This window comes from Mycobacterium sp. OAS707 (assembly GCF_014873705.1).
GTDB lineage: Bacteria > Actinomycetota > Actinomycetes > Mycobacteriales > Mycobacteriaceae > Mycobacterium.
The window spans coordinates 718,784-730,453 of the sequence record NZ_JADBDS010000004.1; the positions used below are offsets into that span (position 1 = coordinate 718,784).

General features: G+C 65.7%; 11 protein-coding genes. 2 read left to right on the forward strand and 9 right to left on the reverse strand.

Annotated elements, in window-relative coordinates:
• Positions 1–59: 59 nt before the first annotated feature.
• Together GGC64_RS28555 and GGC64_RS28560 are read right to left on the reverse strand one after the other, a co-directional pair.
• Entirely contained in the window at positions 60–989 is a 930-nt protein-coding gene (locus GGC64_RS28555; RefSeq protein WP_192725904.1) for a TIGR03564 family F420-dependent LLM class oxidoreductase, read from the reverse strand.
• A 164-nt stretch (positions 990–1,153) separates the two neighbouring features.
• Positions 1,154–2,461 (reverse strand): acetyl-CoA C-acetyltransferase, encoded by a 1,308-nt coding sequence (locus GGC64_RS28560; protein WP_370582376.1) that lies wholly within the window; start codon positions 2,459–2,461, stop codon positions 1,154–1,156.
• A 38-nt stretch (positions 2,462–2,499) separates the two neighbouring features.
• On the opposite strand from GGC64_RS28560, the gene GGC64_RS28565 reads away from it, so the two are divergent.
• Together GGC64_RS28565 and GGC64_RS28570 are read left to right on the forward strand one after the other, a co-directional pair.
• The gene (locus GGC64_RS28565) at positions 2,500–3,849 is read left to right on the forward strand and encodes a 3-oxoacyl-ACP reductase (RefSeq protein WP_192725906.1); all 1,350 of its coding nucleotides are present in this window, start codon (positions 2,500–2,502) and stop codon (positions 3,847–3,849) included.
• 28 nt (positions 3,850–3,877) lie between these two features.
• Positions 3,878–4,699, forward strand: coding sequence for a MaoC/PaaZ C-terminal domain-containing protein (locus tag GGC64_RS28570; protein WP_192725983.1), 822 nt, complete (start codon positions 3,878–3,880; stop codon positions 4,697–4,699).
• On the opposite strand, the gene GGC64_RS28575 is transcribed toward GGC64_RS28570, so the two are convergent.
• The 7 genes from GGC64_RS28575 to GGC64_RS28605 form a co-directional block, all read right to left on the reverse strand.
• Entirely contained in the window at positions 4,694–5,293 is a 600-nt protein-coding gene (locus tag GGC64_RS28575) for a L,D-transpeptidase (RefSeq protein WP_192725907.1), read from the reverse strand. The two genes, GGC64_RS28570 and GGC64_RS28575, sit on opposite strands and share 6 nt — an antisense overlap.
• A gap of 41 nt (positions 5,294–5,334) precedes the next feature.
• Complete coding sequence (locus tag GGC64_RS28580; protein ID WP_192725908.1) at positions 5,335–5,493, reverse strand: hypothetical protein; 159 nt, start codon at positions 5,491–5,493, stop codon at positions 5,335–5,337.
• Positions 5,494–5,599: 106 nt separating this feature from the next.
• Positions 5,600–7,765 carry a hypothetical protein gene (locus GGC64_RS28585; protein WP_192725909.1) on the reverse strand — a complete coding sequence of 722 codons (2,166 nt, stop codon included), beginning with the start codon at positions 7,763–7,765 and terminating at the stop codon, positions 5,600–5,602.
• A gap of 73 nt (positions 7,766–7,838) precedes the next feature.
• Positions 7,839–8,750, reverse strand: a complete 912-nt coding sequence (locus GGC64_RS28590) for a carbohydrate kinase family protein (protein ID WP_192725910.1) — start codon at positions 8,748–8,750, stop codon at positions 7,839–7,841.
• Positions 8,751–8,761: 11 nt separating this feature from the next.
• On the reverse strand, positions 8,762–10,567 hold the full coding sequence (locus GGC64_RS28595) for an ABC transporter ATP-binding protein (protein ID WP_225952492.1): 1,806 nt from the start codon (positions 10,565–10,567) through the stop codon (positions 8,762–8,764).
• A 40-nt stretch (positions 10,568–10,607) separates the two neighbouring features.
• Complete coding sequence (locus GGC64_RS28600; protein WP_192725912.1) at positions 10,608–11,231, reverse strand: TetR/AcrR family transcriptional regulator; 624 nt, start codon at positions 11,229–11,231, stop codon at positions 10,608–10,610.
• A 28-nt stretch (positions 11,232–11,259) separates the two neighbouring features.
• On the reverse strand, positions 11,260–11,670 hold a 411-nt coding region (locus GGC64_RS28605), incomplete at its 5' end, for a glycoside hydrolase family 3 N-terminal domain-containing protein (protein WP_304611129.1).

The window sequence follows — 11,670 nt, forward strand, 5'->3', positions numbered from 1 at the left end:
CCCGTCGTGCGCTCGATCGTACGCCTGTGATTGCGGTCACACCAGAGGAAAATCGGGCGCTATTCGTCCCTGGTTCGCAGCAGCGCGCGAGTGCGTGCGCGCCCCTCAGGAGACGGGTCGAACGTGACAGCCGCGAACTCGTCGACGCCCGATGCGGCGACCTCGTCGAGACGGTCGGACACCGTCTTCTCGTCGCCGATAATCGCGGCGTCCTCCGGCCCGGCGTACCCCTCGCGGTCGAGCATCGCGCGGTACGACGGCAGCTGGCCGTAGATCGCGAACTCTTGCGCGGCTCTGGCCCGCGCCGCGTCGATGTCGTCGGTCACGGCCACCGGCAGCGACGCGGCGACGCGCACCGACGTCTCCGAACGGCCCGCTTCGGCCGCGGCCTCGCGCAACGTCGGGCTGACATGTTCGGCCAGCGTCTTGGGGCCCGTCATCCACGTGAGCGTGCCGGCTGTGCGCCTGCCCGCCAGCCGCAGCATCTGGGGGCCGAGCGCGGCGATGTAGACGTCGGGCGTCGGGGCACCGGGAATCTGCAGCGATCCGCGTGTGGTCACCGTTTCGCCTTCGGCGTCAGCGGGCTGTCCGGCCAGCAGCGGCAGCAGACCGTCGAGGTATTCCCGCATCCGCCGCAGCGGCTTTTCATACGAGATCCCCCACATCTGCTCGGTGACCATCTTGTGGCTCATGCCGACGCCGAGGCTGAACCGGCCGCCCGCGATCGCGTTGAGCGTCAGCGCCCGCTGCGCCAGGGATGTCGGATGCTGAACCTGAATCGGCACCACGCCGGAACCCACTTCGATGGTGTCGACCTCATGCAGGGCGACGGCCAGGATGGTCAGCAGATCCGGGTCATAGGGCAGCTGGGCCATCCAGACTCTGCGGAATCCTTCGTCGCGCAACTGGGCGAGGCTCTTGATGGTCGCATCGACGGGCGAGCCGCCCGTATCGCTGAGTAATCCGACGAGGCTGAGGCTGATCTGCATGTCCCCATCGAAGCACCCGGGGCGCGAAAATAAGAGCCCCGTGTTGCCGTCGGGTCGGGGGGTCAGACGGCAACACGGAGCTACCAGGACTATCGACTACCCCCGCGAGCCCGTTACACGCCTGCGAAAATTTTTTGGCTCAGGCTGCTGGGGTCGAATGTCGGCTACGCCTCCAAGATCGCGGCCACACCCTGACCACCTGCTGCACAGATCGAGATCAGGCCGCGGACCGGCTGACCGGTCTCCTTCTTCTTCTCCGCGAGCTGCTTGGCCAGCTGGGCCACGATCCGTCCGCCGGTAGCCGCGAACGGGTGGCCGGCCGCCAGCGACGAACCGTTGACGTTGAGCTTCGACCGGTCGATCGAGCCGAGGGCAGCATCCAGGCCGAGCCGCTCCTTGCAGTACTCCTCGGACTCCCAGGCCTGCAGGTGCGCGAGCACCACCGAAGCGAACGCCTCGTGGATTTCGTAGAAGTCGAAGTCGCCAAGGGTCAGCCCGTTGCGGGCCAGCAGCCGTGGCACCGCATACGTCGGCGCCATCAGCAGGCCGTCCTTGCCGTTGACGTAGTCGACGGCTGCGGTCTCGGCGTCGACGTAGTAGGCCAGCGGTTCGATGCCGTGTTGGGCGGCCCACTCGTCGGTGGCCAGCAGGCTGACCGATGCGCCGTCGGTCAACGGGGTCGAGTTGCCCGCGGTCATGGTGGCGTCACCGGCTTTCACACCAAACACCGGCTTGAGCTTGGCGAGCTTTTCCGGCGACGAATCGGCGCGCAGGTTGTTGTCGCGGTACAGCCCGAGGAACGGGGTGACGAGGTCGTCGAAAAAGCCGCGGTCATAGGCGGCGGCCATGTTGCGGTGGCTGGCGGCGGCCAGCTCATCCTGGTCGACGCGCTTGATGCCCATCGCCTTGGCGGTGATGGCCTGGTGCTCGCCCATCGACAGGCCGGTGCGCGGCTCGCTGTTGACGGGGATTTCGACGCCGAGCGCCGCGGGCAGCTTGCCGACGAGCTTGAGCCGGTCGACGTTGGACTTCGACCGGCGCAGCCCGAGCAGCACACGACGCAGGTCGTCGCCGAACGCGATCGGCGCGTCGGAGGCGGTGTCCACACCGCCCGCAGCGGCCACGTCGTAGCGGCCTGCCGCGATGCCGTCGGCGGCCGCGATGGTCGCCTGCAGGCCTGTGCCGCACGCCTGCTGGATGTCGAATGCGGGCGTGTAGGAGGACAGCGAGCTGCCGAGGACACACTCACGCATCAGGTTGAAGTCGCGGCTGTGCTTGAGCACCGCGCCGCCGATCACCGCGCCCAGCTTTTCGCCTTCGAGGTTGAAGCGGTCGATGAGCCCGCCCAGCGCTGCGGTGAACATGTCCTGGTTGGAGGCGTTGGCGTACGCGCCGTCCGATCGTGCGAACGGGATTCTGTTGCCGCCAAGTACGGCGACGCGTCGGTGGGTATCACTAGCCATGAACCCCATATTACGCACCCTTCTTACTCTGGAGTAAGTTCGTCCCCATGGCTACCGATCTGTACTCGCAAATCGTCCACTCGGCGCCAGGATCGTTCCTCGCCAAGCAGCTCGGCATTCCGCAGCCCGAGACGCTGCGCCGGTATGCGCCCGGCGATCAGGCGCTGGCGGACACGCTGCTGATCGGCGGTGAGGGCCGCGTCGTCGAACCGCTGCGCGCCGCACTGGCCGAGGACTACGACCTGGTCTCCAACAATCTCGGCGGCCGGTGGGCCGACTCGTTCGGCGGGCTGGTGTTCGACGCCACCGGTATCACCGAGCCCGCAGGGCTCAAGGAGTTGTACAAGTTCTTCACCCCGCTGCTGCGCAACCTCGGGCCGTCGGGACGCATTGTGGTGATCGGCACGACGCCCGACGAGGTCAGCGGCCACGAACAGATCGCGCAGCGGGCACTCGAAGGGTTCACCCGCTCACTTGCCAAGGAGATGCGCCGGGGCGCCACGGTCAACCTGGTGCACCTGTCGCCGGATGCCAAGCCGGCCGCGACCGGGCTGGAGTCGACGGTGCGATTCATCCTGTCCGGCAAGTCGGCCTACGTCGACGGGCAGGTGTTCCGCGTCGGTGCGGCCGACTCGGCGCCGCCTGCCGATTGGGACAAGCCCCTGGACGGCAAGGTCGCGATCGTGACGGGTGCGGCCCGCGGTATCGGCGCGACGATCGCCGAGGTGTTCGCGCGCGACGGCGCGAAGGTGGTGTGCATCGACGTCGAGAGTGCAGCCGAGCCGCTGGGGGTGACCGCGTCGAAGGTGAGCGGCACGGCGTTGACGCTTGACGTCACCGCCGACGATGCGGTCGACAAGATCGTCGAGCATCTGCGCGAGGTGCACGACGGGCGGGCCGATGTTCTGGTCAACAACGCAGGCATTACCCGCGACAAGTTGCTGGCCAACATGGACGAGGCCCGTTGGGACTCCGTCGTCGCCGTGAATCTACTTGCCCCGCTGCGGCTTACCGAGGGACTGGTGGAGAAGGGAGCGCTCGGTGAAGGTGGCCGAGTGGTCGGGCTGTCGTCGATGGCAGGCATCGCGGGCAACCGCGGGCAGACCAACTACGCGGCCACCAAGGCGGGCATGATCGGGCTGACCGATGCGCTGTCTGAGGCTTACGCCGACAAGGGCATCACCGTCAACGCGGTCGCCCCCGGCTTCATCGAGACCAAGATGACCGAGGCGATCCCGGTGGCCACCCGCGAGGTGGGCAGGCGGCTCAACTCCTTGTATCAGGGCGGCAAGCCTGTCGACGTCGCCGAAACGATCGCGTATTTCGCCAGCCCCGCGTCGAACGCGGTGACCGGCAATACGATTCGGGTGTGCGGCCAGGCATGGTTGGGGGCATAGCGTGAGCCAAGCGCAGCCGTCGGGGTTGATGAATCTGGTGCGCGCGGCGGCGGGAGCACTGCCGTTCGTGCCGCGTGGCGATACGCTGCCCGACCGCACGTTGACTGTCGACGAGCTGAGCATCGACCCGGCGAACGTGGCGGCGTACGCCAACGTGACGGGGCTGCGATTCGGTGACGCGGTGCCGCTGACCTACCCGTTCGCGTTGACGTTCCCAACGGTGATGTCGCTGGTGACCGGATTCGATTTCCCGTTCGCCGCAATGGGTTCGGTGCACATCGAAAACCACATCACGCAGCACAGGCCGATTCTGGTGACCGATACGGTCTCGGTGCGCACGCATGCCGAGAACCTGCGCGAGCACCGCCGCGGGCTCCTGGTTGACATCGTCACCGACGTGAACGTCGGAAACGAGACCGCGTGGCATCAGGTGACGACGTTCCTGCATCAGCAGCGCACCAGCCTGTCCGACGAGCCGAAGCCGCCGCCGCAGAAGCAGCCGAAGCTCGGCCCGCCGAACGCGGTGCTGCGCATCACGCCGGGGCAGATCCGCCACTACGCATCGGTCGGTGGGGACCACAATCCGATCCACACCAATTCGGTCGCCGCGAAGCTGTTCGGCTTTCCGAGCGTTATCGCGCACGGAATGTTCACCGCTGCAGCAGTGTTGGCGAACATCGAGGGGCAGCTGCCGGATGCCGTGAAGTACTCGGTGCGGTTCGCCAAGCCGGTGGTGCTGCCGGCACAGGCCGGCCTGTATGTCGACCGCATCTCCGAGGGATGGCAGCTCACGCTGCGCAACCTGAAGAAGGGCGACCCCCACCTGACGGGCACGGTGACAGCGCTATAGCGACGGAGTGCCGACACCGATGGTGATCACCGGTGATGCCGAAGGGTCGAGCCAGTTCAGCACGGAACGCATCTGATCGCGGCCGATGGCCACACATCCCCAGGTGGGACTGTCGTCGGTCACGTGGAGAAAAATCCCGGACACGCGTCCCGGGATGCGATTCGGATTCACCGCGATGTTGACCGCGTAGTCGTAGACGGACCCCGAGTCGTACAGATTTTCCGCGATTGACGAAGGACTGCCGGATCGGCGTACATGCGTGTTGTAACTCGGCGACCCCGGGTCCTCGTCCCACCAATCCTGTTGAGTGGCTTGGAAATACGGCATCTTAGTACCGGGGTTGGGCTGCCGCCCGAAGGCCTGGTCGAATCTGAACGTTCCCGCCGGAGTGCGGTGGACACCGTCGCCTGGAGCACCGACACCGAGCTCGCCCACCTTGGCGGGTACCGGTCCCAGGACCACCTTCCACTGTTGGCCGACGCGTTGGTAGGCGGTCAGGGTTCCTGTGGTGGCGTGGGCAGACGGCACGCCGACGACGATCCATTGGGCTGCCGCTGTTGCGGGGTCCGCCGCCGCGGGCCACGCGGTGGTCATGCCCAGTATTACGAACCCAAGCCAAAGCGCCTTGGGCAGTTTCACAGGGGCGGCAGCTTCGCCGACAACCAGTCGTTGATGGCGTCTTGGCCGATCTGGTGTGCTTGCACGGCTTGTGATGGCGACCTCGGTAATCCGGTGCTGTCGAAGTGCGACTGCAACACGCTCAGGATCGCCGAATACAGGTCTCTGTCGGTCACTACTTCCTCTCGTACGGCACGGTGCTTCCGTCGCATTCTTGCGACGGGACATGTCACACGAGGCAAGCTCCGATAACGATTCTGTGGCGAGCGCGATTGTCGCTGGTTACCCGGGCAGCTTGAGCACGTAGCCCTGGGCGTCGTCCTTTTCCCAGGGCAGGCCGCTCCCCGTCGCGCGGGAGCCCGTGTGATCCGTGACGTAAACACTGCTGCCGCGGGCGTCCACCGCCAACCCCATCGGATCCACCAACGGAGGATGTCCAGGCAGCGTCGTCCAATTGTCCGACCCTGGCGCGAGTTTCATCACCGTTCTGGACGTGATCATGTACACGGTGCCCGCTGCGTCGACGGCCACGTCCTGTTCGCCTGAGCTGAAGGTGTCGCCGGAATTGTCGGTGGTGGATGGCAACCGGGTCCAACTCTTCGATCCCGGCGCGAGCCTCAGTAAGCAACTCAGTCGCGTGCGTCCGCGGCTGCAACTCGCGTAAACGTTGCCGGCGGCGTCGACCGCCACAGCACCAGAGGGACCGCCCTCGCCGGTCGCCGGAAGCCGGATCGGCTTGGTTGCCCCGGGGGCCAGCTCGAAGATGTTGCTATGGGAGTAGTCGACGACGTACACGGCGCCTGCGGCGTCCACAGCGATCCCGTGAGGTCCATCCAGGCCGCGGAATGGCAGCACGGTTTGGGTACTCGACCCCGGCGATAACTTCACCACTCTGTCGTTACAGCTGTCGCTGACGTAGACACTGCCTGCCGCATCCACCGCCACCCCAGCCACAGAAGCGTCAATCACGTTGGAGCACAGATCGAGTCCGGTGAACGGCAGCACGGTTTGGGTGTCGGACCCTGGTGCGAGCTTCAACACTTGGTTGGTATGGGTGTCGGCGACGTAGACGTTGCCTGCGGCGTCTACAGCCACACCGTGAGGGACGCGCAGGTCCTTGAACGGCAGCGCGAAAGGCAGTTCGCGCTGCGCCTTCAGCTGGTCTTCCTTCAGCTGGCGGTTGGTTATGATGCCGCCCGCGACCAATATCATCGCGGGCACCGCGACCAACACGATCACTGCGAAGATCACGGCGTAGATCCAGAGCTTGCGCTTGGGCCGAGCCAGTGGCGCCGCCACCGCGTCGGCGTGCGCCCTGTCGTCCAAACACGATGTCAATCCAAGCTTTTCAACCAGCGTCAGCCAGTCCGCGTCCGAGACCACATATGTCGGCTCGGGCGCAGTATGCACTTCGCCACGCCATGAAAAACGGTATGCGAGTTTGGTTCTGCCGCTCCTTGTCCGCTGTGGCGGTTCGGTCCAATCGGCGCACCCGATGGACAGTGGTTGCGCGTCGGGGATGCTCACCGCCAAGACGGGCGTCGTCTGCGTACCCATCCTTGGCATCCGGCGAGTGCTTTCCGCCGGTGTCGCGGTCACCTGTGCCGGTGCCGCCGAGGCGATCACCGTGTTGCTCTTCAGGTCGATCACCGAAATATCATTTTCGGCCAGGTCGATGGCCATGCTCGGCTGCGGCGGATCGGTAGACATCTGCAGCGCTGTTCCCGTGTTTTTGAACATCCCGAAGAACGAGGACGAGAACATTGCCATGGGGTTCGGCAGCAGAAGGCAGCGAATCGGCTGCCCGGGCGTGGGCCGTTGCGCATTCAGCTCACCGCGGCCGCCGACGACAGCGAGAAGGTCATCGAATTCCGCGGGCCACATCCATGCGTCGACGACCTCGACGGCGTCCGCATTCAGTACAGTCCCGGCCGCAGTGCGGTGATCGCGTCCACCGATGACCAGGTCCTTCCCGCCGCTTCGCAGCCGCAGCGCCGTACCTTTCGTGACGCCGCGATAGCCCGCGAGAGCCCAGCGGCTCAGCTGCGCATCACCGAGCGAAAAGACCTCGCCCGGCCGCGTGCTGATGCTCAAGTCATCGGCCGCGACGGCTATGAGCACCTTCTTTCCCCGATAGATCCGACGTTGGAACGCCGCGAATGCAGGGCGGGCCAGCAGCAGTAACGCGGCGTAGAGCACCGCGCTACCCACCTGCCAGAGTCTTTGCGAGCCCACGATCGAACCGAGCAGAAGAAGCGCCGCATTGACACCGCCAAGCAAAGCGATGGCCGCGAAGATGCACACGGAGGTGTACTTCATCATCTGCTTGGTGGTCGGCGGGGCCGCGAACGCCACGAAGGGGCGCGACGCGGCCCCGGTTGGCTCCAGGAGCCGATGCTCCAACTCAGCGACGTGTTTCTCCGGATCACTCCGCGATTCGACGGGCATGGCTAAAAGTGTGTTCGAAAGAGCGCCTTCGGCGCATGGGGTATTTGCCCACTATTTGCCGACCATCGGCGCACTACGCCAACGCGTCGGCGGCCGCGAGGTCGAAGTCGCCGTGGTCGCTGCCCAGTCCCTGCGCGACGAGTGCGGCTACCGCATTGCCGAGGACCGCAGCATCACGCGGCGACCTGCCGAGCCCCATGCCGTAGACGAATCCGGCGGAGAACGCGTCGCCGCATCCGGTCGTGTCCACCACGTCGACGGCGAACGCCGGAACCTCTTGTGCTCCGTCGGCGCTGACGATCATCGCGCCGTCGGCTCCGCACGTGATCGCCAGCAATCCAGCGCCCGCGTCGAGCAGTTTCTGCGAACCTTCGGCAAGATCTGCGGCACCCGTGAAGCCGAGCACCTGATCCTCGTTCGGCAGCAGATAGTCCGTGTATTCCATCGCGGGCGCGATGAGGTCGAAGGTGCCCATGCCGCCCGGTGCGATCAGGTCGACCGAGGTCGTGACGCCGTTTTCCTTGGCGTGCTTGAGGATTCGCGCCGCGAAGTCGGGGCCCAGCATCTCGGTGCCGCCGAGATGGAGGTGATCGGCGGCCGCGATCGCTTCCCAGTCGACGTCGTCGAGGGTGTAGGCGAGGTTGGCCCCGAGCAGGTGCAGTGCAGGCCGCTCCCCGTTCGGTCTGATCGGCAGCACCGACATCGACGTCGGCACATCTGCCTTGCGGACCACCATGCCGGTGTCGATGCCCGCGCGGCCCAACAGCGACAGCAGCAGATCGCCCGGCGGGTCAGCGCCGATCGCCCCCGCCGTCCGCACCGTCGCGCCCAGCTTGGCGAACGTCAGCGCCGTCCCCGCAGCCGTGCCCGCCGCCGTCATCCGCATCTGTTCGACAAGTGCTGTGTCCTGCCCCGCCGGAATGTCCGTGACGGGACGGACAAGCACGTCGAGAATGTGGGCTCCCAGGCAGACAACGACGTTCATCGGGCGAGAGCCTAACCGCTCGGATAGACCAGGTTGGGATCGACATTCTGCGCCTCGTACAACCGCTTGTAGAGTCCGCCTTCGGCAATCAGCGTGCGGTGATCACCGACCTGGGCGATGCGGCCGTTCTCCAGCACCAGGATTCGATCCGCCACCGCCGCAATGAAGTCCATGTCGTGGCTGATCACCAAACACGTACGGTCGCGGGCGTAGTCGCGGATAACTGCGGTCAGCCGGGCCCGTTGGTCGGCGTCGAGGTTCTCCGTCGGCTCGTCGAGCAGCAGTACTTCGGGCCTGCGTAACAGGCACCGCGCCAACGCGATCAGTCGCTTCTGGCCACCGGATGGCACCTGGACATCCACCACGGTGTCGTAGCCGTTGTGCATCTTCATCGGGTCGGTGATCACAGTGTGCACGTTCGCCTGCTTGCAGGCTTCCTCGACGTCTGCATCGGAAGCGTCCGGCCGAGCCAGCCGGATGTTCTCGCGGATCGTGTCCTTGGTGAAGAACGGGAATTGCGCGAGCTTGGATACCTGGTCACGCAGCGACGCGATGGTCACCCCGGCAATGTCGTGGCCGTCGAGCAGTATTCGGCCCCGCTGCGGATCGAGGAACCGCAGCATGAGGTTGAACACCGTCGACTTTCCCGACCCGATGCCACCCACCAGTGCCACCGTCTCGCCTTCGGCGATCGAGAACGACAACCCGTCGAGAACCGCTTGCCGATCCGTGTATCCGAACGTCACGTCCTCGAACACCACGTTGCCGTGCACCTCGCCGAGTGCGACGGCGTCGGCGCGGTCCTCAACCGTCGGTCTGGTGTCGAGCAGTTCGTACGTCGACGTAGCGCTGGGCAGCACCGACCGGTAGGTGGTGTATGCACCCATCACCCGTTGCGCCGCACCGAACATCGTCGGAACCATTCCCGCGAACACCATCAGGCTGGCGAACGTCAGACCGAAACTCGAGCTGAACCCGACCCCGACCAGCAACACCACCACCGTGCTGAGTGCTACGAAAATCTGAGACCCGTTCGCGGTGGCCTGCATCCAGACCACGCTCGTCGCGTCGTTCTTCGCCGCGTTCTCCGACGCTTCGCGAAATCGCTTGCTACGAATGGACTGAGCGTTGAACGTCTGGATCTCGGCGATCCCGTTCACCGTCTGCTCGAGTTCGGCGGACATCACGCGGTCGGCGGTTATCACTCGGTGGATCGCTGCCTGAACATGGCGACCGGCGAACCTCAGGGTGAGCAGCGCCAGCGGTGTGAGCGCCAAGGCGGCGATGGTCATCTGCCACGAGAGCGCCACCAGATAAGCGATGGCCGCGACCAATACGACGGCATCGATCAGTGGCGCCAGTAGACAGTCCATCAGAAGACGTTGCACGCCAGCGGATTCCGTCGTCACCCGCGGGATCAGCGCACCGCTGCTCGACCCGCTGAAGAAATCAAGGGACAACGTCTGGATGTGATCGTGCACCCGCTGCCGGATGTCCGTGACGAGCTTCCGTTGGGCCGTCACCCGTACGGACGCGTTGACCAGGTGCATCAACTGTGTGAGCACGAGGGAGACGCCCCATGTCCCCAGCAGCACCCCGAACGGCACCGGGCCGGCCAAGGAGCGGAGCAGCCCGTCCTCACGCGCGACCAGCGGGCCCTGCAAATCCCATACGCCACTGAGATTCCCGCTGGCGCCCGCGTCGGCGACCACCTGCATCATGGGCCCGAAGGCTGCAGCGGTGACGTACGGCAACGCCGAGGCGATCATGCCGAGCAGGACAAGGGCCACGATGAGGCCGCGGACCGAGCGCAACATGGAAAGGCTGCGCCACACCAGACGACCGCTCAATGGAGTATCAGCCGGTGGCCGCTGGGTGTGCAGGCTGATCTGCAGGCGCGCCCTTCAGGCCGCGCCAGAACAGGTTGATCATCAACTCGGCGGCCTCGTCGACGTCGGCGTCCCCGGTGCTGACCCGGGCGGCGACGGCTTCGCCAGCGCCCACAAGGGCGACGGCCATCATGTCGAAATCGGTGTCCGGCTCGGGATGGCGAGTGCCCGACCGCAGCAGCCTGCCGACCAGGTCGATGATCCGCTCGCGACCCTCACGCACTGTGTGCGCGAACGCCTGCGAACTGGTGGCCTGGGTGTAGAGCACCATCCACGACGCCCGGTTCGTGTCAATGTAGGTCAGGAACGCGAGAACAGCGTTGCGCAGCAAGTCTTTTGGGCTCTGCGAGAAGTCGATCTTGCTGCGCACGTCGTCGACGAACCGTGTCAGCTCGCGGTCGAGGCACGCGCCGAACAACTCTTCCTTCGAGCCGTAATACAAATACAGCATCGGTTTGGAGATCTCTGCCTCGGCGGCGATCGCGTCCATCGACGTCTCGTGATAGCCGTTGACAGAGAACATCTGCACCGCGGCGTCGAGCATCTGCTGTTCGCGCACGGCGCGTGGCAAACGCTTGGTGCCTCCGGCCATTACTCCAGAGTAAGCAATCGGTGACTGATCAGCGCCCGCAGCGCGTATTCGGGCCTTTCACGGCGGCCATTCGCAGTACCGACGTGTCGATCTGCGGCATCGTCAGCTCGCCTGCCGCCAGCGCCTTCTCCAGCCGGTCCAGCACCGCAGGGACCTCGTCGGTGGTCACCCACAACGCGATGTCCGCGCCTGCCTGCAGGCCCCGCAGCGCCGCCTCGGCGACGCCCATCCGGTCGCTGATGGCCTGCATGCTGGACAGGTCGTCGGTGAACACCGGGCCGGTGAAGGCGGGCCCGCCGTAGTCACCCGAACGAAGCAGCGCGTACGCGGCCGGGTTCAGGCTGGCCGGGTCGCTGCCGGTCAGCCCTGGCACCTCGATGTGGCCGACCATCACGCCGACGGGGCCCTGAGTGGTCAGCGTGCGGTACGGGATCAGGTC